At 65.8% G+C, this 24,427-nt stretch carries 19 protein-coding genes and 4 tRNA genes; 4 read left to right on the forward strand and 19 right to left on the reverse strand.

Going from position 1 to position 24,427, the window contains the following annotated elements:
• Positions 1-198: 198 nt before the first annotated feature.
• The 3 genes from F618_RS0105840 to mutM are packed head-to-tail and all read left to right on the forward strand — an operon-like array spanning position 199 to position 3,172.
• Positions 199-1,413: an EAL and HDOD domain-containing protein gene (locus F618_RS0105840; RefSeq protein ID WP_019568026.1), complete on the forward strand. Its 1,215-nt coding sequence runs from the start codon at positions 199-201 to the stop codon at positions 1,411-1,413.
• Positions 1,414-2,364 carry a hypothetical protein gene (locus F618_RS0105845; protein ID WP_019568027.1) on the forward strand — a complete coding sequence of 317 codons (951 nt, stop codon included), beginning with the start codon at positions 1,414-1,416 and terminating at the stop codon, positions 2,362-2,364. It begins immediately after the preceding gene.
• Positions 2,357-3,172, forward strand: coding sequence for a bifunctional DNA-formamidopyrimidine glycosylase/DNA-(apurinic or apyrimidinic site) lyase (gene mutM / locus F618_RS0105850; protein ID WP_019568028.1), 816 nt, complete (start codon positions 2,357-2,359; stop codon positions 3,170-3,172). The genes F618_RS0105845 and mutM overlap by 8 nt, the downstream gene beginning before the upstream one ends.
• A 154-nt stretch (positions 3,173-3,326) precedes the next feature.
• On the opposite strand, the gene F618_RS0105855 is transcribed toward mutM, so the two are convergent.
• The 4 genes from F618_RS0105855 to F618_RS0105870 are packed head-to-tail and all read right to left on the reverse strand — an operon-like array spanning position 3,327 to position 9,493.
• Positions 3,327-4,943 (reverse strand): ABC transporter ATP-binding protein, encoded by a 1,617-nt coding sequence (locus F618_RS0105855; RefSeq protein WP_019568029.1) that lies wholly within the window; start codon positions 4,941-4,943, stop codon positions 3,327-3,329.
• Between the two features lie 2 nt (positions 4,944-4,945).
• Positions 4,946-6,214 carry an ABC transporter permease gene (locus F618_RS0105860; RefSeq protein ID WP_019568030.1) on the reverse strand — a complete coding sequence of 423 codons (1,269 nt, stop codon included), beginning with the start codon at positions 6,212-6,214 and terminating at the stop codon, positions 4,946-4,948.
• Entirely contained in the window at positions 6,207-7,586 is a 1,380-nt protein-coding gene (locus F618_RS0105865; protein ID WP_018143944.1) for an ABC transporter permease, read from the reverse strand. Before F618_RS0105865 ends, F618_RS0105860 begins: the two co-directional genes overlap by 8 nt.
• 47 nt (positions 7,587-7,633) lie before the next feature.
• On the reverse strand, positions 7,634-9,493 hold the full coding sequence (locus F618_RS0105870) for a peptide-binding protein (protein WP_019568031.1): 1,860 nt from the start codon (positions 9,491-9,493) through the stop codon (positions 7,634-7,636).
• 253 nt (positions 9,494-9,746) lie between these two features.
• On the opposite strand from F618_RS0105870, the gene F618_RS0105875 reads away from it, so the two are divergent.
• Positions 9,747-10,547 carry an enoyl-ACP reductase gene (locus F618_RS0105875; protein ID WP_018938774.1) on the forward strand — a complete coding sequence of 267 codons (801 nt, stop codon included), beginning with the start codon at positions 9,747-9,749 and terminating at the stop codon, positions 10,545-10,547.
• 120 nt (positions 10,548-10,667) lie between these two features.
• Here F618_RS0105875 and F618_RS0105880 read toward each other — a convergent pair whose 3' ends face one another.
• The 15 genes from F618_RS0105880 to pal all read right to left on the reverse strand — a co-directional run bounded on the left by F618_RS0105880 (position 10,668) and on the right by pal (position 24,382).
• Positions 10,668-12,557 carry a SurA N-terminal domain-containing protein gene (locus tag F618_RS0105880; RefSeq protein ID WP_019568032.1) on the reverse strand — a complete coding sequence of 630 codons (1,890 nt, stop codon included), beginning with the start codon at positions 12,555-12,557 and terminating at the stop codon, positions 10,668-10,670.
• Positions 12,558-13,041: 484 nt separating this feature from the next.
• Positions 13,042-13,118 (reverse strand) — tRNA-Asp (locus F618_RS0105885).
• Between the two features lie 36 nt (positions 13,119-13,154).
• Positions 13,155-13,230 (reverse strand) — tRNA-Val (locus F618_RS0105890).
• 11 nt (positions 13,231-13,241) lie between these two features.
• Positions 13,242-13,514: an HU family DNA-binding protein gene (locus tag F618_RS0105895; protein WP_018938885.1), complete on the reverse strand. Its 273-nt coding sequence runs from the start codon at positions 13,512-13,514 to the stop codon at positions 13,242-13,244.
• A gap of 260 nt (positions 13,515-13,774) precedes the next feature.
• Positions 13,775-16,240, reverse strand: a complete 2,466-nt coding sequence (lon, locus tag F618_RS0105900) for an endopeptidase La (protein ID WP_019568033.1) — start codon at positions 16,238-16,240, stop codon at positions 13,775-13,777.
• A gap of 82 nt (positions 16,241-16,322) precedes the next feature.
• Entirely contained in the window at positions 16,323-17,603 is a 1,281-nt protein-coding gene (clpX, locus tag F618_RS0105905) for an ATP-dependent Clp protease ATP-binding subunit ClpX (protein WP_018143950.1), read from the reverse strand.
• A 141-nt stretch (positions 17,604-17,744) separates the two neighbouring features.
• Complete coding sequence (gene clpP / locus F618_RS0105910; RefSeq protein WP_018938883.1) at positions 17,745-18,383, reverse strand: ATP-dependent Clp endopeptidase proteolytic subunit ClpP; 639 nt, start codon at positions 18,381-18,383, stop codon at positions 17,745-17,747.
• Complete coding sequence (gene tig, locus F618_RS0105915) at positions 18,380-19,687, reverse strand: trigger factor (RefSeq protein ID WP_018938882.1); 1,308 nt, start codon at positions 19,685-19,687, stop codon at positions 18,380-18,382. The genes clpP and tig overlap by 4 nt, the downstream gene beginning before the upstream one ends.
• 82 nt (positions 19,688-19,769) lie before the next feature.
• A tRNA-Leu gene (locus F618_RS0105920) sits at positions 19,770-19,856 on the reverse strand.
• 122 nt (positions 19,857-19,978) lie between these two features.
• Positions 19,979-20,054 (reverse strand) — tRNA-Lys (locus F618_RS0105925).
• Between the two features lie 139 nt (positions 20,055-20,193).
• On the reverse strand, positions 20,194-21,465 hold the full coding sequence (locus tag F618_RS0105930) for a YeeE/YedE family protein (RefSeq protein WP_019568034.1): 1,272 nt from the start codon (positions 21,463-21,465) through the stop codon (positions 20,194-20,196).
• Between the two features lie 124 nt (positions 21,466-21,589).
• Positions 21,590-22,276 (reverse strand): 7-cyano-7-deazaguanine synthase QueC, encoded by a 687-nt coding sequence (gene queC / locus F618_RS0105935; protein WP_019568035.1) that lies wholly within the window; start codon positions 22,274-22,276, stop codon positions 21,590-21,592.
• Between the two features lies 1 nt (position 22,277).
• Positions 22,278-22,973: a 7-carboxy-7-deazaguanine synthase QueE gene (gene queE / locus F618_RS0105940; RefSeq protein WP_019568036.1), complete on the reverse strand. Its 696-nt coding sequence runs from the start codon at positions 22,971-22,973 to the stop codon at positions 22,278-22,280.
• Positions 22,970-23,812: a tol-pal system protein YbgF gene (ybgF, locus tag F618_RS0105945; protein WP_019568037.1), complete on the reverse strand. Its 843-nt coding sequence runs from the start codon at positions 23,810-23,812 to the stop codon at positions 22,970-22,972. The genes queE and ybgF overlap by 4 nt, the downstream gene beginning before the upstream one ends.
• A gap of 15 nt (positions 23,813-23,827) precedes the next feature.
• The gene (gene pal, locus F618_RS0105950; protein WP_018168451.1) at positions 23,828-24,382 is read right to left on the reverse strand and encodes a peptidoglycan-associated lipoprotein Pal; all 555 of its coding nucleotides are present in this window, start codon (positions 24,380-24,382) and stop codon (positions 23,828-23,830) included.
• Between the last annotated feature and the right edge of the window lie 45 nt (positions 24,383-24,427).

Below are 24,427 nucleotides of genomic sequence, written 5' to 3' on the forward strand. Positions count from 1 at the left end.
CGGGGAACCCGGGACACCAACCCCGCAAGCGATTGAACACCGAGGCTGGTCCGCCCGTTGTTGACGAAAACGGGCGGACGCACAGCCTTGCGGCCCTCTTGTGCAGACTGACTGCACGGCCATCACCGCGCCTTGTTCGCACGCCAAAGCGACTCGAGCGCGAGCGTGTACATTAATCAGTGTTTCCCTAGCGCAAGCATGCAACCAATTTTTGTCGGCCGGCAACCCATCTTTGACGATCAGGAGAATCTGATCGGCTTCGAGCTCCTCTTTCGCGCCGGGCATCTGGATGCCGCCTCGGTCACCGACGGCGACCTGGCCACCTCCGATCTCCTGCGCAGCGCCTTCATCGACATCGGTCTCCAACACCTGGTCGGCGAACACCTGGCCTTCGTCAATCTCACCCGCGGCTTTCTCGAACACGAGGTCATCACCAGCCTGCCACCGGAACAGGTAGTGCTGGAGATCCTCGAGGATATCGAGATCGACGCCGAGGTCATCGCCGCGGTACGCCGACTGAAGGGCCGGGGCTTTCGCATCGCACTGGATGACTACCAGTTTCAGGAGAGCCATTCCGAGCTGGTCGAACTGGCGGATCTGGTCAAGCTCGATGTGCTCGCCCTGGGCGGCCAGCGCCTGGAACAGGAAGTCACCACCCTGGGCGCCTTCGACGTGGAACTGCTGGCCGAGAAGGTCGAAACGGCCGAGGCCTATGCTCGCTGCCAGGCCCTTGGCTTCAGCCTGTTCCAGGGCTTTCACCTGTCCTTCCCCCACGTGATCGAGGGGCAGCGCCTGGAGAGCCTGGAAGTGGCCCTGCTGCGCCTCCTGCGGGCGCTACAGGCGCCGGATCCGACGCCGGCCGAGCTGGAGGAACTGATCGCCGCCGAGCCCGGGCTCGCGATCCAGCTGCTGCGCATCGCCAACAGCCCGGCCTATCGCGGCTCTCGCCCGACCGATTCGCTTTACAACGCGATCCTGCGCCTGGGCCAGGGGCGCATCAAACGCCTGGCGATGCTGATGGTACTGCGAGGTACCGGCAATCCCACCCACGGGCTCGAGCAGGTCATGATCCGTGCCCGTATGGGCATGCTGATGGCGCGCGCCCTGGGCCTGCACCCCGAGGAGTGCGAGCGCTACTTCACCCTCGGCATGCTCTCCGGGATGGATCGCGTGCTGGGGGTACCGCTGCGACACATCCTGGGCGAACTCCGCCTGTCCACCGAAATGGAACAGGCCCTGATGGAAGGCACAGGACCGCTGGCACCGCTGCTGGCGACCATCGCCGCCTTCGAAGGCCCGACACCCCCGCTGGACAACACGAATGCCCCGGTCCCGGCGCCGGTCTCCAGCCGTCTTTACCTGGAGGCCGTACGCTGGACCGAAGATTTGCTCGCCTCGCTGGCGGAGAACTAGATGCCCCCCCTTACCCTGCGCAGCCAGCTCATGCCGGAAGCCGCCGCCGGCCCCGAAACGGGAATGCACATCCGGCTGCGCGAACCCGCCGGGATCGACAGCGGGCCCGGCCACCTGGAGATCCGCCCGGGCCTGCGCCCCCTGGCGCCGGATCACTATGTCGAGTACTGGACCGCCAGCGGCACGCCAACGCCGATCCACGAGGGGCCCGTCCGCCTGCTGGAGCACGAGGACGTCCTCTTCGCGACCTGGAGCGGACCGGATAACGGCCTCCGGGAGCAGACCGAACACGCCTACCGCGCCCTGCTGGCCGCCTGCCGAGCGCGCGGCTTCGAGCATTTGGCACGCGTATGGAACTACTTTGGCGACATCCATGCCGAGGAGGACGGGCTGGAACGCTATCAGGCCTTCTGCATGGGCCGCGCCACCGCGCTTGAGACCCTGGAGATCCCGCTGACCAGCATGCCCGCCGCCACGGCCATCGGGAGCGACCAGCGCCAGCTGGTCATCTACCTGATCGCCACTCGCACCCCGGCCGAGTCCCTGGAGAACCCGCGTCAGGTCAGCGCCTATCATTACCCGGCGCGCTACAGCCCGAAGAGCCCGACCTTCGCCCGCGCGACCCGCCTGGAAACCGCGGGCGGCCCACTCATCCTGCTCTCCGGTACCGCCAGCATCGTCGGCCACGAGAGCCGTCACCCTGACGACGTCGTCGCCCAGACACGCGAGACCCTGGCCAACTTGCGGTCCCTGCATGACACCGCTGGCCACGAACTGCCACGCCCGGCCTGGCTGCGCGTCTACCTGCGACACCCGGAAGACCGGGCCAAGGTCGCCGCGGTCCTCGCCGAGCACTACCACGACGTCCATCCGGGGCCGATCGTCCAGTGGGTCCGCGGCGACGTCTGCCGGCGCGAGCTGCTGCTGGAAATCGAGGGCGTGCATGCCTGAACTGCCCGAGGTCGAGACCACCCGGCGCGGGCTCGCCCCCCTGCTGGCCGGGCGCCGCATCACGGCCTTCGAGGTCCGCGAGCCGCGCCTGCGCTGGCCGGTGCCGCCGGAGCTGGTGCAGCAACTGGCCGGCGCCGAGGTCCGCAGCCTGACCCGGCGCGCCAAATACCTGTTGCTGGAGACCGATCGTACCGGCCTCCTGCTGCATCTCGGGATGTCCGGGAGCCTGCGCCACTGCACGCCCGAGACGCCTTTGCGCCGGCACGATCACCTGACCCTGCACCTGGACAACGGCTACCAGGTTCGACTGCACGACCCGCGCCGCTTCGGCTGTTGCCTGCCGCTCCCCGAGGGCGGCTTATCCCACACCTTGCTGGCCGACCTCGGCCCGGAACCCCTGGACCCAGAATTCGATGGCGACTCCCTGTTCCGCCGCAGCCGCGGCCGCCGGGGCCCGGTCAAGGCCTTCATCATGGATCAGGCGATCGTGGTAGGAGTGGGCAACATCTACGCCACCGAGGCCCTGTTCCTCGCCGGCGTTCGGCCCGGGCGCGCGGCCGGACGCGTCACGCGCGCCGAATACGAGCGCCTGGCAAGTCACATCAAGGCGGTGCTGGCGGCGGCCATTGAACAGGGCGGGACCACCCTGCGCGACTTCCTGCACGAGGACGGCACCCACGGCTACTTCCGCCAGTCGCTGCGCGTCTACGGCCGCGCCGGCGAGCCTTGCCCGGTCTGCGCCGAGGTATTGCGCACGCGCCGCATCGGCCAGCGCGCCAGCAGCTACTGCCCCGCCTGCCAGAAGTAGATCGACCCCACACGGGTCAGCAGAGCGGAAAGGCCGTTGTTCACCGCACAGGGCACGGAACACACGCAGAGAACACCAGGAAAGGATTCGCTACGGTAAGCGACCCGCAACCGCCAGACGGCGGCCGTGCACCGCACAGCGCGGGCGGGCGGGCTTACAGATAACGCGAGACGCGCGGCACGGCATCCAGCAGGTGGCGGGTGTAGTCGGCCTGCGGATTGGCCAGCACCTCGGCGGTGGCGCCGATCTCCTCCATACGCCCGTCGTGCATCACCAGCATGCGGTCGGAGAAGTACTCGACCACGCCCATGTCGTGGGTGATGAAGATCATCGCCAGACGTCGCTCCGCGCGTAGCCGGCCCAGGATCTGCAGCACCTCTGCCTGGACGGATACGTCCAGCGCGCTGGTCACCTCGTCGCAGATGATCACGTCCGGGTCCAGCACCAGGGCCCGCGCGATCGCGATACGCTGGCGCTGACCACCGGAGAACTCGTGCGGATAGCGCCACAGGGTGTCCTCCGGTAACGCCACCTGATCCAGCACCTGGCCGGCCAGGGCGATCCGCTCATCCTGATTGGCGCCGATGCCATGCACCGCCATCGGCTCGGTCAGCAGCGTCAGCACGTTCAGGCGCGGGTTCAGCGACGAGGCCGGGTCCTGGAACACCACCTGCAGGTGCCGCCGCAGCCGGCGCAACGGCTTGCGTGCCATGTGGGTCAACGACTCGCCCCGGTAGCGGATCTCGCCACCGGTCGGCTCGATCAGGCGCAGGATCGCGCGGCCCAGGGTGGTCTTGCCACAGCCGGACTCCCCCACCACGGCCAGCACCTCGCCGTTCTCCAGCTCGAAACTGACGTCATCCACCGCCCGCACCACATCCACCTGGCGACGCATCAGGCCCTTCAGCACCGGGAAGTGCACCTGCAGGCCGGACACCTGCAACAGCGCTTCGCGCCCCGCGCCCGGCACCGGCGGCAGCGGTGGCAGGTTCTCCGGCAGTGCCTGGATCAGCTTGCGGGTGTAGGCGTCCTGCGGAGCGCGCAGCAGCGGCAGGCATTCACCCTGCTCCACCAGGCGCCCCTGGCGCATCACCGCCACGCGGTCGGCCACCGAGGCCACCACGCCGAAGTCGTGGGTGATCAGCAGCACCGCCATGCCGTTCTTCTCGCGCAGGTGGTCGATCAGCTTCAGGATCTCGGCCTGAATGGTCACGTCCAGCGCGGTCGTCGGCTCGTCCGCGATCAGCAGATCCGGCTCGGCAACCAGGGCCATGGCAATCATCACGCGCTGGCGCTGGCCGCCGGAGAGCTTGTGCGGGTACTCGTCGCGGCGCTGTTCGGGGTTCGGCAACTGCACCTCGCTCAAGACCTCGAGGGTGCGCGCCGCGCGCTGCTCCGGACTCATCTGCGGGCGATGCAGGCGCAGCACCTCCTCGATCTGATCGCCCACCTTCAGCACCGGGTTCAGGGAGGTCATCGGCTCCTGGAAGATCATGCCGACGCGGTCGCCGCGCACATGCTGCATCGCCGCGCTGGGAAGCCCCAGCAACTCCTGGCGGCCTTCGCGTCCGGCCAGCCAGGCCTCGCCCGAGGGCCTTTCGAAGCCCGCATCCAGCAGACGCATGATGGCCAGCGCCGTGATCGACTTGCCGGAGCCCGACTCCCCGACCAGGGCAAACAGCTCGCCCTCGCGGATGGCGAAGCTCACATCCTCCACCAGCGCCGCCTCGCCGTCGCGGTGGCGAATCTGCAGATTGCGCACCTCCAGCATGGTCAGCGCACCCCGCCACTGGTGGCGCTGGTGGCACCGGCCGCCGGGCGTGCACCATCATCGCGATTGGCGGTGCGCGCGGCGGAGCGGGCATGCGGGTCCACTGCGTCACGCAGGGCCTCGCCGATGAGGTTGTAGGCGAACACGGTCAGGAAGATCGCGCCCCCGGGGAAGGCCGCCATCCACCAGTTGAAGGTGGAGCTCTGCACCGCCTGGTTCAGCATCTGGCCCCAGGAGGGGTCATCCACCAGGCCGAGGCCGAGGAACGACAGGGTCGCCTCGGCGAGGATCGCGGAGGCGACGCCAAAACTGGCCGCAACCAGGATCGGCGCGATGCCGTTCGGCAGCATATGCCGGAACAGGATGGACGGCAGCGACAGCCCCGAGGCGATGGCCCCCTGCACGAAATCCTGCTGGCGCAGGCGCAGGAACTCGGCACGCACATAACGGGCGTAGCCGGACCATGAGGTCAGGCCGATGATCAGCATCATCAGGTACAGCGAACGGCCGAAGAAGGCGACGAAGGTCAACAGCAGGAACAGCGTCGGGATGGCCTCGAAGATCTCCACCAGGCGCATCCCGATCATGTCCACGATCCCCGAGAAATAGCCCATCAGCCCACCCAGGATCACCCCGATCCCCAGCGCAATCCCGGTCGCGATGAAGCCTATGGACAGCGCGATGCGCGTGGCGTGGATCATGCGCGAGAGCACGTCGGCGCCGGTATCGTCCGTACCGAACCAGTGCACCCGATCCGGGGACTCGCGCGGGGCCTCCAGCCCGGTATCGGCGTAATCGCGCAGGTAGTCGCGCGGCGAGTACGGGATCGGCGCGCGGATTACCCGCTGATACTCGCCCATCACCTCGGCCTCGCGGTACTGCTCGTGAATCACCAGCGACGGCGGCGACACCGTCTGCCAGGCCACCACGCCCAGCACCGCGCCCAGCACAGCCCAGAGACCGAAGCGCCGCCATGGCCGCCCGGGCAGACGCCAGAAGATCAGTGCCAGCACCAGCAAACCAAACAGGGTGACGTCCGCCGCCGTCAGGTAGCGCAGAAACGGCAGCGCCCACGCGCCGTCGGCGGTCTGCACCAGCAGCGGGTGGGAATTCGCCAGCACCGGCGCGAGGACCGCAACCAGGGTCAGCAGCGCGATCCAGCCAATCCCGAGGCGGGCACCCCAGCGCAGCAGGATCTCGCCCACCACGCGCCGGGCCCAGGAACGGCTGCGGCGCTCCGCCTGCTGCGTGTTGTGCGCGGTCTCAGTCATAGCTCACCCGCGGGTCGACGATGGCGTAGGCCAGATCCGCCAGCAGATAGCCCACCAGGGTCAGCACGCCGGAGATCAGGGTGATCGACAACACCAGCTCGCGGTCGCGCGTCTGCACGGCCTCCACCGCCAGCTTGCCCATGCCATCAATGGAGAAGATCGCCTCCACGATCACCGAGCCGGCCAGCAGCGAGGGCAGCAGCGTGGCCGACACGGTGATCAGGGGCAGCAGGGAATTGCGGAACACGTGACGCCACAGCACGTCGTGCTCGGCCACCCCCTTGGCGCGCGCCGTACGCGCATAATCCGAGGTCAGGTTCTCCAGGACCGCCGAACGCGAAAGCTTGGCCAGGAATGCCAACCCGCCGTAGGACAGGCACAGCACTGGCAATACCAGGTGCCAGGCCCGGTCCAGCAGGAAGCCCGGCACCATATGGCCCGGCGCCAGACCCAGCGCCAGCGCCAGCCCGGCACCCAGCCCCAGGGTGCCCAGATAAAACCCGCGCAGGACGCCCCAGTCGCTGTGCGCCATCATCCAGCCCACCCCGCCCCCGAGAAGCACGGCCACTGCGGTACTGACCATCCCGGCCGGTGCCAGATCGCGGAACATCAGCCAGCCACACACGGCCCCGAGTGCCGCCCCGACTCCGCCGCGGATACGGGCGGGCAGGTAGCGCGCAAGGTAGATCCCCAGCGCCACCCCCAGAAACGGCAGGATCAGCAACAACGGCAACGCCCAGACCACCTCCACCGTGGGCAGGAAGGTCATGTCCAGCGCCGCGCGCTGGCTGAGCCCCCCGGTGGGGAACCACTGCCAGAACTGGTCGGAGGCAAAGAAGCCGATCAGCAACACGCCGGCCAGCATGGTCGGCACCGACCACAGGGCCAGCAGCACGACGCCAGACTGCGAATCGAAGGCCTGGCCATGCTGGGTGGCCGCGCGCACCCCCACCGCGACCGCGACGATGTAGATCAGCGGGATGGAGAGTACGTTCAGCAGCAACGTGATCGGCAAGCGTTCGGCCACCAGATCGATCACCGGCCGGCCATAGCGGAAACTGGTGCCCAGATTGGGGACCTTGAAGTGTGGCCAGCCGGTCAGCGAGCCATCCGCGTCCTGGGCAAATCCGATCGGCGAGATGTTGTTCAGCCAGCGCCCGAACTGCACCGGGGCCGGCTGATCCAGCCCGTAGAGCTGGTTGTAGTAGTCCTCCATCGCCTTCTGTGCCTGGGGCTCCAGGCCCTGCCCTTCGACCAGCGTCAGGGCGCTGATCCCACCGGGCGCGGCCGCCATCACCGCAAACACGACCACGGTGATCCCGAACAGGGTCGGCACCATCAGGAGCATGCGGCGCAGGATGTAGGTCAGCATCGCGTGCGGCGCTCCCCTGCCGCTTCAGCTTCCATGGGCATCGCCGGCTACTGCCCGTACCGCTGCGATTCGAACGGGACGTAGATCTCCAGCGGCACCGCCCCCAGGTTGAGCCCCAGCGCGGTCTGCTCCAGGTTCTGGATGCGCCGGTCGATGAAGGCCAGGGTCTGGCGCCGCATCAGGAAGGTATACGGCTGGTCCTCGTGCAGGATGCGCTCGGCCTCGCGCCAAAGCTCCATGCGCGCGGGCTCGTCCACCTCGCCACGCGCCGCCTCGATCACCGCATCCAGCTCGGGGTTCTGGTAGTGGATGAAGTTGTCGCCACCGGAAACCACCTGACTGGAGTGGAACATCTGGTAGATATCCACCTCCACACCGCTGGTCCAGCCCAGGGTGATGGCATCGAAATCCTGGCGGGTGATTTGTTCCAGCATCACCGACCACTCGGTCGGCGACGGGCGCATCTCGATCCCGGCCCGCGCAAAGAGGTCGCGCAGGAACAGCGCGATGCGGCGGGTGTCCTCGTTGTCCTGGAAATACGACAACTCGAAGGAGAACGGCTCGCCGTCCTCGTTGACCAGCACGCCATCGCGATTGCGTTCGCGGAAGCCGGCCTCGGCCAGCAGTTCCAGGGCACGCTCGACATCATAGGGGATCGGATCGAGATCCGGATTGTGCTGATCGCTGCGCGGCGAAAACGGAGAGATCGCGCGCTCGGCATACCCCAGCATGACCTCCTCGATCAGCCGGTCAACGTCGGTCAGGTAGCTCATCGCCTTGCGCACCCGCGGGTCGGCGAAACGCGTCGGCTCGCCATCGCGCTGCTGGTTCCAGGCAATGTAGGAATAGCCGGCCGTGGGGCTCATGTACTCGTGGGTATCCGCGCGCTCGCGCAGGGCCTCGTCGTCGCGCAGCCGGGCATATTCGCGTGGACGCGCCCCGTAGACGTCAATATCGCGATTGCGGAAGGTGGTCAGGCGCGCACTGTCATTCTGGATGACCCGCCACACAAGCCGATCCAGCGACGGCTCCACCGGTCCCCAGTAACGCGGGTTGCGCTCCAGTTCGATACGGCCGGCATCCGGGGTCCAGCCGGTCGGATCCTCCATGCGGTAGGGTCCGGACCCCAGCAGGATGCCGCGCGACTCGTTGAAGGTCTCCGGATCCTCCAGGTAGCGCCCATAGAAGTGTTCCGGCAGGACATCCAGGCCGCCCGCCACCCGCATGGCGTCGAAGTATGGCTCCTCGAACACGAACCGCACCGTGCGCGCGTCGACGGCCTCGACCGCCTCGATCTTTTCCAGGAAGGCCCTCGCCCGCGGCACCGCGATGGCGTCGGTCATCAGGAAATCGAAGGTGAAGCGGATATCCTCGGCCGTCAGCGGTTCCCCATCGGAGAACTGCAGCCCCGGGCGCAGGCGGAAGGTCAGCTCGGTACCGGTATCGTCGAACCCCCAGGATTCGGCCAGCAACCCCTGCCACTCCAGCGTCTCCGGGTCACGCACCACCAGCGACTCCAGCACGTAGTTCTGCACCTCGGAGGCATAGGCATCGGAGGAGACATACGGCGTGATGGTCGCCAGGCCCGTGCCAAAGGCCTGCACCAGCCAGTCACCCTCGGCGTAGTCCTCCTGCTCGGCCGCGCGCGCCGCTCGCCGGAACGCCGAGGGGACGTCGTCCGCCCGCGCGGCACGCTCGCCATCCATCCCGGCGAAGCGCCCGGAGGCAAGGTCGGATTCCAGGCCCTGCAGGCTGCGCCGCAATGCACGAAGGTCCCGGGCCTGCTCGGTCATGGTGTTCTGCATGGAGGCCATGCGTTGCCACTGGCGGTCGATCTGGACCATCACCAGCAACAGCAGGATACCCAGCACGATCAGGGTCACGATCCAACCAAAATGACGACTCACAAGGCCTCCGGGTTGCTGCGGTGGCAGTCCGGCAGGCCCGATTCCGGGACGCCGGGTGGGCGGCCCTGAAGACCGCAAGTGTTCGCACTATAGCAAGCCATTCCCTCCGGCTCATCGGATGCTGGCCGCACTTGCGGCACATCGGTATGATCCCGAAGACAGTCGCGTCCGTCCCCGGTTCCGCTCGCGGTCGGGCGCCGTCGAGACGACCCGCCCGGGTGCGTCGGCACGGATCAGAATCAAGGAGTTTTACATGGGTTTTCTCAAGGGCAAACGCGCACTGATCGTCGGCGTGGCCAGCAACCGCTCCATCGCCTACGGCATTGCCGCGGCCATGCATCGCGAGGGCGCCGAACTCGCCTTCACCTACCAGAACGAACGCCTGCGCGATCGCGTCGAGAAGCTGGTTGCGGATTTCGACTCCGACATCCTCGTGCCCTGTAACGTCGAGGACGATCGCGAGATCGAACAGGTCTTCGAGCACCTGGACAATTACTGGGACGGGGTCGACATCCTGGTGCACTCGGTCGCTTTCGCGCCCAAGGAGCAGCTGGAGGGGGACTTCCTCGACAACATGACCCGCGACGGCTTCCGCATCGCGCACGATGTCAGCTCCTACAGCCTGGCCGCGCTGGCCAAGGCCGGGCGCGGCATGATGAAGGACCGCGACGCCTCCATCCTCACCCTCAGCTATCTGGGCGCCGAGCGCTCGATGCCCAACTACAACGTGATGGGCCTGGCCAAGGCGAGCCTGGAGGCCAATGTGCGTTACCTGGCCTACACCCTGGGGCCGGAAAGCACCCGGGTGAACGCGATCTCCGCGGGTCCGATCCGCACCCTGGCGGCCTCCGGCATCGGCGACTTCAAGCGCATCCTGGATCACGTCCAGGCCAACGCGCCGCTGCGCCGCAACGTCACCACGGATCAGGTCGGCAACGCCGGCGCCTTCCTCTGCTCCGATCTTGCCTCCGGGATCACCGGCGAAGTGATGTACGTCGACTCCGGCTACAACACGGTCGGGCTGGGCGCCGCCGAGATCGGCCTCGAAAAATAAGGCGACCCGGCGGTACCCGGGCGATTCCGGGTACCAGAAAAAAGCCCGGCACCGCGCAAGCGGGCCGGGCTTTTTCGTGGTCGGGAGCGCACCAAGCGCCCCCTCGCGGTTCTGCGGCGACTAGTCGAGCGCGTCGGGGAAGCGCTTGATCTCCGCCTGCTCTTCCAGCCATGCGAGATAGGACCGGAATTCGGCACTCCCGTAGGCGTTGCCAATCTGGTCGCGCGCCTGCTGGCGCGCCGCGGCATCCACTGCATCCTCGCCCATGCGTACGGCTTCCAGCACGGTCACCGCGAAGTCACCCTCCCCGACCCGGGCGCCGGCAATCTCCACTGCGCCCTCGCCTGGCGCCGCCAGCCGGAACAGGTGGTCCTGCAACCCGGTTGGCAGATCGGCCGCCCGTTCACGGGTGATCTCGACCGACCGACTCCATTCTCCGTTCTCCCCGGCCTCGGCGGTCCAGTCATCGGCTTCGCGCAGTCGCTCGATCAGGGCCTCTCCCGCCTCACGCGCGGCATCCGCGGCGGCCTGACGCTGCAGGCGCTCGCGGATCTCGTCCTCCACTTCCGCCAGCGGGCGCACCTCGGCCGGCTCGTGCTCATCGACACGCAGGATCACGGTGGAACGGTCCTGCAGGTCGATCGCGTCGCTGTTGTTGCCGTCTTCCAGTACCCGCGGGTCAAACGCCGCATCGCGGATGGACCGATGGCGGGCGATGCCATCGCCCGAGCCGCGGGAGAACCAGTCGCTGGTCTGGACCTCCAGGCCCGTGGCGTCGGCGGCCGGCTCCAGAGTGTCCGGAAACTCGATTGCCAGTGCCATCAGGTCGTCCAGGGCGTCGATCTGCATCTGCTCGGCCGTCCGGTCGCGCAGATCCTGCTCGACCTCCTCGCGCACGTCTTCGAACGGCTGCGCCCGGGATTCCTGAATCGAGGTCACCTCAAGGATGAACCAGCCGCGTTCCGTTCGTACCGGCTGGCTGATGAGATCCTTCGGCAGGGTGAAAATGACGGTCTCCAGGGTGGAATCCAGATCGCCCCGGGCGACCTCGCCCAGGCTGCCACCACGGTCGGCCGTCAGGCTGTCTTCGGAGTATTCCTCCGCCAGATCGCCGAAGTCCTCGCCATCATCCAGGCGACTACGCAGTTCGCGGATACGCGCCTCGCCGTCCTCGTCGGTATCCTGGATGCGGATCTGGCGCACCTCGCGCAGTTCCGGCTCTTCGTAGCGGCTGCGATTGACCCGGTAGTGTTCGCGCACCTGATCCTCGGTGACATCGACCCCGGCCTCGAGGCCTTCCGGGTCCAGGCGCAGATAGCTCACCCGCACCCGCTCCGTGGTCGTGAAGTCTTCCGGATTGGCGTCGTAATAGTCGCGGATCGCGTCGTCATCCACCACATCGGGACGATCAAAGTCGTCCGCGGCGAAGACCTTCCAGCTCGCAACCCGCGTCTGGTTGCGCAGGCGGCTATAATCCTCCACCAAGGCTTCCGGCACCACCCCCGTGGCCTGGATGCCACGCTGAATTTGCGACATCACAATACTGCGGGCGATGTCCTGCTCGAAGTCGGCCGGGCTGATGCGCTGAGCATTCAACAACTGGCTGTAGCGTTCGCGGCTGAAGCGGCCCTCCTCCTGAAACACCGGCATGCCGCGGATCTCGCGCAATACGCTGTCGCCCGCCGCCTTGAAGCCGGCGGAATCGGCCGCCTGGCGCAGCAGTTCCTGACGGATCAGGGTCTCCATCGCCTGCAGGCGGATGCCCTGCTCGTCCAGCACGTCATCCGGGATCTCGCCGCCAAACATGCGCGCCATCTCGTCGCGCTGGGCGCGGGCCTCCTGGTGCACGTCGCGCACCGCGATATCCGTGCCGTTCACCTCGGCGGCGACCAGCGGGCCCGCCCCGCCGAAATACTCGCCCAGGCCCCACAGGGCAAAGGGGATGGTGATCAGGCCAATGATCACATAGGCGAGCCAGCCGCTCGCCCGGTCACGAATCGCTTGCAACATGATGGTCTCTGCTCACTCCGGCAATTGGGAGGAAAACGGGAATCAGCGGCCGATGGTAGCAGGCACGCCCGCGCGCGTCTGCGCCTGGGCGGCGGTGTCTGCCACGCAGCGCGCGCTGACAAGAAGAAAGGCCCGACCAAGAGCGTCTACAGGCAGATGAGACGACTGGAAGGGAGGCGCGGCGAAAACCTGAGCTCCTGGACCGGTCTCCTCGCATGAAGCCTGGCCCACTCTCGTGCCGGCGCCGAACACTGGGGACATACCTCGGAACCGTCGGCCTGGAGGATCGGGCCTCGCATTCGATGCGCTCGCGCGATGACAGTGCCCGGCCCCGGACTCCCGAAAATGTGGCTCGGGCTTGGTTCTGCCCTTCCCACATTGCGGTCGACTGCTATGGACCCAAGTCTGGCCCAAAGGTGTGGCTTCGAGCGCTTCGTGGTGGTCAACAAAGAAAAAGGCGCCACAAGGGCGCCTTTCTCAAAGATGGCGGAGCGGACGGGACTCGAACCCGCGACCCCCGGCGTGACAGGCCGGTATTCTAACCAGCTGAACTACCGCTCCGTATTCGTGCAGCGCAACCAGGGTCAGGGTTGCACTTGGTGGGTGCTGACGGGTTCGAACCGCCGACATTCGCCGTGTAAAGGCGACGCTCTACCAACTGAGCTAAGCACCCGATAAAGCGCGCTAGTTTACTCGATCCTTGAGCGCTTTACCAGCCTTGAACGAAGGCGTTTTCGAGGCGGCAATCTGGATGCTCTGACCGGTACGCGGGTTACGGCCGGTGCGGGCTTCACGCTCGCGCACCAGGAAGGTACCAAAGCCCACGAGGGAGACCTGGTCACCCTTGGCGAGGGTATCGCCGACCACACTCACCATGGCATCCACGATCTTGCCGGCCTGGGCCTTGGGAACATCGGCTTCCGCCGCGATCGCGTCGATCAATTCGGATTTATTCATGAAGCGCTTCCTTATCTCAGTGGTGACTCAGGCTTTCTGCCGGACGGGGCCTAGCTTACACCAGCCGGGGACCTTTTCTCCATGGTCCCTCGACTGCCCTCGGCACGAAATCAGATGATGCGCATGGGGTTATAGCAAGCCCCCCGAAAAAGTGTCAAACGCCCGTCCGGCGGGGCGCTCGGCCGGGCGTGAACCCGCACACAAAAAACCGCGGGCGCCGATGAATCCAGCGCCCGCGGTTTCTCTCCAATTACAGATGCTTAGTGATGCCGGACCCGACGGCGACCGGATTCCTTGGCCGGCTTGACGACTTCCTCGACCTTCTCTGGCGTTTCCCCGGCCTTGCCTTCGGGCATGTGGGTCAGCGCGAGCTCGAGGACCTCGTCGATCCAGCGCACCGGACGAATATCCAGCTTCTGCTTGATGTTCTTCGGGATGTCGACCAGGTCCTTCTCGTTCTCTTCCGGGATCAGGACGGTGCGAATCCCTCCGCGGTGGGCGGCCAGCAACTTCTCCTTCAGGCCCCCGATCGGCAGAACCTGACCACGCAGCGTAATCTCGCCGGTCATCGCGACATCCGCCCGCACCGGGATACCGGTCAGTGCCGAGACGATCGCGGTGCACATGCCGATGCCCGCGGACGGGCCATCCTTCGGCGTCGCGCCCTCCGGCACGTGGATGTGCAGGTCCTTCTTCTCGTGGAAGTTCTCCTCCAGGCCCAGGGCCTCGGCGCGCGAGCGAACCACGGTCAGGGCGGCGTGGATCGATTCCTGCATCACGTCGCCGAGCTTGCCGGTCTGCTGGGTCTTGCCCTTGCCCGGGACCACGCTGGCCTCGATGGTCAGCAACTCGCCGCCGACCTCGGTCCAGGCGAGGCCCGTGACCTGCCCGACCTGATCGTTTTCCTCGGCCAGGCCGAAGCGGAAGCGACGCACGCCGAGATATTTCTCCAGCGTCTTGGGCGAGACCGAGGTGGTGCGTGCCCGCTCCTTCTCGCTGGCCAGCAGACGCTGCTTGGCCACCTTGCGGCAGACCTTGGCGATCTCGCGCTCCAGCGAGCGCACGCCGGCCTCGCGGGTGTAGTACCGCACCATGTCGCGCACCGCCGAATCGGAGATCTGGATCTCGGCCGGCTTCAGGCCGTTGGCCTTGATCTGCTTGGTCAGCAGATAGTTGTGCGCGATGTGGACCTTTTCGTCCTCGGTGTAGCCGGACAGGCGGATGACCTCCATGCGGTCCAGCAACGGCCCCGGGATGTGCATGCTGTTGGCCGTGGCCACGAACATCACGTCCGACAGGTCGAAATCGACCTCCAGGTAGTGGTCGCTAAACGTGTGGTTCTGTTCCGGATCCAGCACCTCGAGCATCGCCGAGGCCGGGTCACCCCGGAAGTCCATCGCCATCTTGTCGATTTCGTCCAGCAGGAACAGCGGGTTGCGCACACCGACCTTGGCCAGGTTCTGGATGATCTTGCCCGGCAGCGAGCCAATGTAGGTTCGGCGATGGCCGCGGATCTCGGCCTCGTCGCGTACGCCGCCCAGCGCCATGCGCATGAACTTGCGATTGGTCGCGCGGGCGATGGATTGCCCCAGCGAGGTCTTGCCAACCCCGGGCGGGCCGACCAGGCACAGGATCGGGCCCTTCAGCTTGCGCACGCGGGACTGCACCGCGAGATACTCGAGGATGCGTTCCTTGACCTCTTCCAGGCCGTAGTGGTCCTCGTTGAGGATCTTCTCGGCGCGCGTCAGGTCCTTGCTGACCCGGGTCTTTTTCTTCCACGGGACGTTGACCAGCCAGTCGATGTAGCTGCGCACGACGGTGGCCTCGGCCGACATCGGAGACATCATCTTCAGCTTGTTCAGCTCGGCGGTGGCCTTCTTCTTGGCCTCCTCCGGCATCCCCGCCTTCTCGATCTTGTCGGCCAGGTCTTCCTGCTCGTTCGGCGCGTCCTCGAGATCCCCCAGTTCCTTCTGAATGGCCTTCATCTGCTCATTCAGGTAGTACTCGCGCTGGGACTTCTCCATCTGCTGCTTCACGCGGCCACGGATCTTCTTCTCGATCTGCAGCACATCCATCTCGCCCTCGATCTTGGCGACCAGGTGCTCCAGGCGCGCGCGCACATTGGCGATCTCGAGGACTTCCTGCTTTTCCTCCAGCTTCAGCGACATGTGCGCGGCAATGGTGTCGGCCAGGCGCGAGGTGTCGTCGATCCCGGCCAGCGAGGTCAGGATCTCCGGCGGGACCTTCTTGTTCAGCTTGATGTACTGCTCGAACTGATTCAGCGCGGAGCGGCCGAGGATCTCCAGCTCCTTGTCCTCGGTGTCGTATTCCTCGTCGATCAACCGGATGTCGGAGACGAAGTAGTCCTCTTCCTTCTCGACATTGCCGGTCGTGGAGATATCCATCACATGCGCGCGCTGGGCACCCTCCACCAGCACCTTGATGGTGCCGTCGGGCAGGCGCAGCAGCTGCAGGATATTGCCCAGGGTGCCAATCTGGTGCAGATCGCCGGCCTCCGGCTCGTCGACCTCCGCGCTCTTCTGCGCGACCAGCAGCACCTGCTTGTTCTCGGCCATGGCCGAATCCAGCGCCCGGATCGACTTCTCGCGACCCACGAACAGCGGGATGACCATGTGGGGATAAACCACGACATCGCGCAGCGGCAGGACCGCGACGCGCTTGACGGGGGAGTCCACCTCGTTCTGGGAGGAGTGGGTATCGGTCATGTTGCCCCCTAAGGGCTGGACGAATGTACAGGAGGAAGTGGGGGCGGCGGCGCCCGTTTCAAGGGCGCCGCAACACTTCCGCTCAGGAATCCGCGGCAGCCTGCTTCTTCGCGAACGAGTCGTTCTCGTAGACCAGGTACGGCTCGGCATCGCCACGGATCACCGCCTCGTCGATCACCACCTTGCTGACCCCCTCCATGGAAGGCAGCTCGTACATGGTGTCGAGCAGGATGTTCTCCATGATGGTGCGCAGACCGCGCGCACCGGTCTTGCGGGCCATCGCCTTGTGGGCGATCGCGGACAGGGCATCGTCGCGGAACTCGAGCTCCACGCCCTCCATCTCGAACAGGCGCGCGTACTGCTTGATCAGGGCGTTCTTCGGCTGGGTCAGGATCGTGATCAGTGCGTCCTCGTCGAGCTCGTCCAGCGTCGCCTGCACCGGCAGACGGCCAACGAACTCGGGGATCAGGCCATAGCGCACCAGGTCATCGGCCTCCAGCTGCTTCAACCACTGGCCACCGGACTTGGCCGCCTCGGTGGTGCGCAACTCGGCGCCAAAGCCGATCCCGCCCTTCTCGGCGCGCTGCTGGATCACCTTCTCCAGCCCGGAGAAGGCACCGCCACAGATGAACAGGATATTGCTGGTATCGACCTGCAGGAATTCCTGCTGCGGGTGCTTGCGCCCGCCCTGCGGCGGCACCGAGGCGGTGGTGCCCTCGATCAGCTTCAGCAGGGCCTGCTGCACGCCCTCGCCCGAGACGTCACGGGTGATGGACGGGTTGTCCGACTTGCGCGAGACCTTGTCGATCTCGTCGATGTAGACAATGCCGTTCTCGGCCTTCTCGACGTCGTAGTCGCACTTCTGCAGCAGCTTCTGGATGATGTTCTCGACATCCTCGCCCACGTAGCCAGCCTCGGTCAGCGTGGTGGCATCGGCGATGGTGAACGGGACATTCAGTACCCGCGCCAGGGTCTCGGCCAGCAGCGTCTTGCCGGAGCCGGTGGGGCCGATCAGCATAATGTTCGACTTGGACAGCTCGACATCGTCCTTGCCGGCCCGGGCCTGCAAGCGCTTGTAGTGGTTGTACACCGCGACCGAAAGGATCTTCTTCGCGGAGTTCTGGCCGATCACGTAGTCGTCGAGGATCGCGCGGATCTCGTGCGGCGTCGGCAGGGAATCACGCTCGGCGTGCCCCGCTTCCTGCATCTCCTCGCGGATGATGTCGTTGCACAGTTCGACGCACTCGTCGCAGATGAATACGGATGGCCCGGCGATCAGCTTGCGCACCTCGTGCTGGCTCTTTCCGCAGAAAGAACAGTACAGGAGCTTGCCGTCGGCGGGGGGGGTGGTTTCGTCGCTCATCCGTTTGCCTCGGTTGCGATTTCAGTGTTCTTCAGAACATGCCCCGTTTGCCTGGCAGTTGCAAACGAGCCAAGCGGAAGTCCGGTATTGAAGCCGCGCCCCGCAGCGGTGCTCCAGGGCGCAGTTGCGAAGGACGCGGACTCAGCTCGCGGAGTCGCGGTGGGTCAGCACGTGGTCGACCAGGCCGTATTCCTTCGCCTCGGTCGCGGTCAGGAAACGGTCGCGATCGGTGTCCTCCGCGATCTTCTCCACCGGCTGGCCGGTGTGGTGGGCCAGCACATTGTTCAGTTCATCACGGATCTTCAGGATCTCGCGGGCGTGGATGTCGATATCCGAGGCCTGGCCCGAGAATCCGCCCAGCGGCTGATGGATCATCACCCGTGAATGCGGCAGGGTGTGCCGCTTGCCAGCGGCACCGCCCGCCAGCAGCACGGCGCCCATGCTGGCCGCCTGGCCGACGCACAGCGTGCTGACCTCGGGCTTGATGAACTGCATGGTGTCGTAGATCGCCATGCCAGCGGTGACCGCACCGCCCGGGGAATTGATGTACAGACTGATTTCCTTGTCCGGATTTTCCGACTCGAGGAACAGCAGCTGGGCCACGATCACATTGGCCATGTAGTCCTCGACCGGACCCACGCAGAAGATCACTCGATCCTTCAGCAGGCGGGAGTAGATGTCGTAGGCGCGCTCGCCGCGGGCGGTCTGCTCGACCACCATCGGTACCAGGTTCAGCCCCTGGGCGTGTTGTGCGCCCTGGTCGGCCATATCGTGGCTCATTCAGTCGACTCCTTGTTCGGATTCATCACGTCCTGGAAGCTGGTTTCCTTCTCGGTGACCTTGCCCTGCTCGAGCACCCAGTCAACGACCTGATCTTCCAGCACCAGTGACTCCAGGTTGCTCTTCGCCTGGGGATTGGAGCGGTAGTACTGCTTCACCTCTTCCGGATCCTCGTAGGTTGCGGCCATCTCCTCGAGATCGCGCTCGACCCGCTCGGCGTCCACCTCGAACCCCTTCTGTTCGATGATGGCGCGCAGCGCCAGGCCCAGGCGCACGCGACGCTTGGCTTCTTCCTCGAACAGGCTGTCCGGCAGCGGCTGGGTCTGCTGCGCGCCGCCGAAACGCTTCTCGGCCTCTTCGCGCAGGCGGTTGACCTCCGACTTCACCAGGGCCTCCGGAAGATCGAAGTCGTGCTTGTCGACCACGGCCTCCAGCACCTGTTGCTTGACCCGACCCTTCAGGGCCTGACGCAGTTCCCGCTCCATATTGGACCGCACATCGGCGCGAAGTTTCTCGACCGAGCCGTCCTCGATGCCGAATTTCTTCGCAAATTCCTCATCGACCTCCGGCAGCTTGGGGCCTTCGACCTGCTTGATGGTCAGCGCGAACTGTGCGGTCTGGCCCTTCAGGTTCTCCGCCGGGTAGTCGTCGGGGAAGGTGACATCGATGGTCGGCTCCTCGCCGGTCTTCACACCCTTGAGCTGTTTCTCGAAGTCCTCGATCAGGCGCCCGGCACCAAGCTCGATCTGGAAGTCGTCGGCCTTGCCGCCCTCGAACTCCTCGCCGTTCAGCGAGCCGACGAAGTCCAGCGTCACCCGGTCGCCTTTCTTCGCCTTGCGTTTGACCTCGGCCCACTCCTTGTTCTGCTCGCGCAGGGAGTCGATCACGCGATCGATGTCCTCGTCCCCGACCTCGGCCACCGGGCGCTCGATCTCGACGCCGGAGAAGTCGGCCACCTCCACTTCCGGGAACACCTGGAAGCTGGCGGTGAATTCGATCGCGTCGGTGCCTTCCAGATTGGTCGGCTCGATGCTCGGGTTACCGGCCGGCTCCAGGCCCTCCTGCTGCACCGCCTCGCGGTAGCTTTCCTGCAGGACCTCGCTCAGAACCTCCTGATACACACCGGTGCCGTAGCGCTGGCGCACGACCTTCAGCGGGACCTTGCCCGGGCGGAAGCCGTCCAGCTTGACCCGCTTGGCGAGGGACTTCAGGCGATTGTCGACCTCGGTATCGATCCGCTCGGAGGGGACCTGGATGGTCATCTTGCGTTCCAGGTTGCCGGTGGCTTCAACAGAAACTTGCATGGAGGGCCTCGTCATAGTTCGGTAATCGGTCATCCCTGCCGATCGCAGTGGTAACCTTCATGGCTGGTCGGAATGCAGACAGTGGTGCGAAAGGAGAGACTCGAACTCTCACGGGTTTTACCCCACTGGGACCTAAACCCAGCGCGTCTACCAGTTCCGCCACTTTCGCAATCTTGCAGAAAACTCTTGTTGCGTTCGCGCGTTAGCCGCGCATTCTAGCGTGTTCCCCACCCACAAACACAAAGAGCCCGTATAGACGGGCCCTTGTGCCGGTGCGGGGACCGGAGAAAATGGTGGGTCGTGTAGGATTCGAACCTACGACCAATTGGTTAAAAGCCAACTGCTCTACCAACTGAGCTAACGACCCTTTTCGGTTCGGCCCGGAGCGAACATCTGAATCGCCCTGGCCGTTGCAAAGTCGAAGGCCCGGGATCGCCGGGCCTCCAGTGCCGCGTAGTTTACGGCGCGACGGGGAAAACGCAAGACGTGCCCCCGTCGCTATGCCATCAGATGGCTTCCAGCTTGCGCATGCCGCCCGGCAGCAGCTTCATGTCCACCAGCGAGGTGATCAGCGCCTTGCCGAAGCTGGCCTCGTCTTCGTAGACCATCTTGTAGTACTGGATCTTCATGGTCAGCGCAGAGCCGAACACGATGAAGGCGAAGGTGAAGAAGCCACCCAGTGCCAGCGCGGAGACCCCCGTCACCGCCTGACCTATGGTGCAGCCAAGCGCCAGGATGCCGCCAACGCCCATCAGGACGCCACCAACGAAGTGATTGGCGAAGTCGCGGAAGGACGAGAACCACTCGAAACGGAAGCTGCGCGACACCAGGGCCCAGAAGAACGAACCCAAGATAACGCCCGCCAGAGCCAACACGCCGAAGTACAGCAGGGTGCGGTCGAAGCCGCTGGACACATAGCCCACGCTCTGCCCCATCGGGTTAATGAAGGTAAACGATTGATTGGCCCAAGGCGCGGACAGCGCCGGACGCTCGCCATCATCCGCATCGGACACGAAATCCCATTCCTGGATGTATTCCTGGGTGCTGTACACGCCGCCCATGCCGTCGTCGACCTGGATGTTGCTAGTCAACCACCAGGCACCGATCACGACCAGGCCGATCACCAGACCGCCCAGGATGTTGTCAAAGCTCTTGCGGAAGTCCGCGGCCTTGAAGATCAGGGCCAGCAGCAGCACGCCGATCACCAGACCCAGCACCAGGCGCGCAGTCAGCGCGTTCTCGCCGGCGATGATGGAACCCAGATCCTGGCCGTTTTCCATCTGGACGGCGACGCTGTCCATCCAGCCGAACAGCAGCTGGAACAGGGTCTGGCCCGTGCCAAACACCGTCTCGCGGCTGGTCAACCAGAAGGCAATCACGCCGATGATGATCATGACCATCACGGACTTGAGGTTACCGCCACCGACACGCACCAGCGTCTTGTTACCGCAGCCCGACGCATAGGTCATGCCGATCCCGAACAGGAAACCGCCCAGCACATGGCCCAGCCAGTTGAAGTTGGACCCACGGTAGGGAGGGAACGAGCCCTCGGCACTCAACACACCGAAGAATTCGAGCACCGCCACACCCAGCATGGCCACGGCAATGGCCAGCAACCAGGAGCGCATGCGCCCAGTATCACCCATGTTTACCCAGTCGGAGACCGCACCCATGGTGCAGAAGTTGGTCTTGTTCGCGACCGCACCCATGATGAAGGCGAGAATGAACGTCCCGCCGAGGAACGCCAATGCGGCGGTTGAAAAGCTGGAGAATTCCATCGCGTATCCTCTCAATGAAAGATTTCAGGGCACGCCTGCACCCATGGGGTGCGCAGCATACATCGGACGCTAGACGAGATCGAGCCCGCTTTCATTCCTGCCCGAGGCATTCCGGGGCCGCGGCTCAGTCGGGGACATAGCGAGTCGGGTCGGGGACACCGGCGGCCGCGAAGCCCTCACGGCGGATGCGGCAGCTGTCGCAGCGCCCGCATGCGCGGCCGGCGGCATCGGCCTGGTAGCAGCTGACCGTCTGGCTGTAGTCGACCCCGAGGCGGACCCCGGCCTGGATGATCTCGGCCTTGGAGCAGTGCATCAGCGGCGCCCGCACCTCCCAGGGCGTGCCCTCCACCCCGCTGCGGGTCGCCACCCGGGCGAGGTCGCGGAAGGCTTCGATGAAGGCCGGACGACAATCCGGGTAGCCGGAGTAGTCCACCGCATTGGCCCCCACATACAGCAGGCGCGCGTCCAGGGTCTCGGCAAACCCCAGGGCGAGCGCCAGAAACACCGTGTTGCGTGCCGGCACGTAGGTCACGGGGATGCCCTCGGTCGGTGCCGTGGGCACGGCGATCGCGGCGTCCGTCAGTGCGGACCCACCAATCGCGCTCAGATCCACCGCCACTACGCGGTGATCCGTCACGCCCTGGGCGGCGGCTACGCGCCGCGCAGCGTCCAGCTCCGTGTGATGGCGTTGACCGTAGTCGATCGACAGGGCGTGACAGTCCAGCCCCTCGGCGCGGGCCATGGCCAGGCAAGTCGCCGAGTCGAGCCCGCCCGAGAGCAGCACCACGGCCTTCTCCGCGCGCTCACTCATCTCAGCGCCCTGGCTGGTCGCCCCAGAGGAGCTTGTGCAGCTGCAGCTGAAAGCGAACCGGGAGGCGTTCCGCGATGATCCAGTCGGCCAGGGCCCTCGGTTCCAGTTCGCCGTACACCGGCGAGAAGAGGACCTCGACCTCCGGGGCCAGCCCCAGACGCTCCAGCTCGGCTCGCGCCCAGTCAAAGTCCTCGCGCCCGGCCAGCACGAACTTCAGCTGGTCGCCGGCCTTCAGCCGGGGGATATTTTCAGGGCGATTGCGAGCGGACTCCTGCGAGGCCGGCGCCTTCCAGTCCATCACGATGGCCACCCGCGGATCGACACCCGCGATCTCCATCGCCCCGCTGGTCTCCAGCGAAACGCTGAAACCGGCATCGCACAGGCCCTCCAGCAGCGGCAGGCAGCCCGGCTGCGCGAGCGGCTCGCCACCCGTCACGCAGACATGCCGAACCCCGGCGCGCCCGACCCAGTCAAGGATCGTCGCCAGCATCAGGGCCTCGCCCCCCTCGAAGGCGTATTCGCTGTCACACCAGCGACAGCGCAGCGGGCAACCGGTCAGGCGCACGAAGGCGGTGGGCCAGCCTACCTGCGCCGCCTCCCCCTGCAGGGAGACGAACATCTCGGTGATCCTCAGCCGCACCGCGGCCGGGTCGATCACCCCGGCGCCCCGGGCATCGCGCAGCGTGTCCGTGGTCATTGGCTGTCTTCGATCCGCCGCAGGCGCTCACGGGCCAGGCGATCCAGGGTGGTCCCGCCGTAGTCGGCCCGAACCGCCTCCAGGGCCTCGCGCGCCGCGTCGAAGTTCTGCAGTTCGTAGTGGGCGTAGCCGATCTTCAGCAGGGCATCCCCACCCTTGTCGCTTTCGGGGAACTCCTCGCGCAGACGCTCGAAATCCTCCAGCGCTGCTTCGAACTCGCCGCTGGCGTATTTCGCCTCGGCCAGCCAGTACCAGGCATTGGCGGTGAAGTTGCCCTCGGGGTAGTCCTCGATGAACTGCTCTAGCTTGCGCATGGCCGTGGTGTAATCCCCGGCCATCAGGTCGTCAAACGCTGCCTGATAGGCGGCCTGCTCGTCCGCTTCCGGCAGGTCCAGTTCGACCACTTCCTCCCGCGGAGCGGCATCCGTGGCTACCGCCCCGCTCTCGAACGCGCCCACCCGCTCATCCAGATGACGGAACTGATCGCGCTGGCGGGTGCTGAGACGGTTCATCTCGTGGCGCAGGGTTTCCACCTCGCCACGCAGTTCGCGCAGGTCCCGACTCAGCGACTCCGAGACCTGCAGCAGTTCGTTCATCGCACTGGAATCCAGCACCCGCTCGACGCGCTCGAGGCGGCGTTCGAGCTGGCGGATCTGCGACTGGGTGGCGAACACCGTGTCGTCCTGGGCCCCGGCCGTGCCCGGCACCAGGGCCAGCGGGGCCAGGGCAAAGGTTACGGCCAGAATGACACCAGAAAGAAGGCCCGGACGTCCCGGGCACCGAAACAGAAATGCCCCCGAGGGGGCATTTCCGCAAGACTTGTCGAGCTTTGATTGCATCTGGCTTCCCGTCGCTTAGCGCCGGGATTCGTAGACCAGCTCGACCCGGCGATTCTTGGCCCAGGCCTCCTCGTTCTGCTGGAAGGCCACCGGCATCTCTTCACCATAACTGATGACCTCGAGCTGGTCATCCGAGGCGCCGTTCAGATTCAGCACCCGGCGCACCGACTGCGCCCGGCGTTCGCCCAGAGCCAGGTTGTACTCGCGCGTGCCGCGCTCGTCGGTATGCCCTTCCAGACGCAGGCGCGCACCCGAATTCTGCGAGAGGTAGGCGGCATGCGCCTCCAGCATCGGCATGTATTCGGACTTGACCTCGTCGCGGTCGAACTCGAAATACACCAGGCGTTCGGCCAGCGGGCTTTCCGGATCGTCCAGAGCCGCCGCGTCGAAATCGCGATCTCGACCCAGGCCGCGGGCCTCGGCGGCCTCGCGTTCGGCACGCGCCTGTTCGGCGGCCGCCTCGCGCTCGGCGGCACGTTCGGCATCCTCGGCATCGCGCGTGGGTGTGGCACAGGCCGACAGGGCCGCAATGACGACAGCCGCAAGGGCCAGGCGAAACAGGTTATTCATGGCGTTCGTTTCCTCGAAAAAGGGACAGTAAATAGGTCCGGGGAC

The organism is Thioalkalivibrio sp. ALMg13-2 (genome assembly GCF_000381185.1).
Lineage (GTDB): Bacteria > Pseudomonadota > Gammaproteobacteria > Ectothiorhodospirales > Ectothiorhodospiraceae > Thioalkalivibrio > Thioalkalivibrio versutus.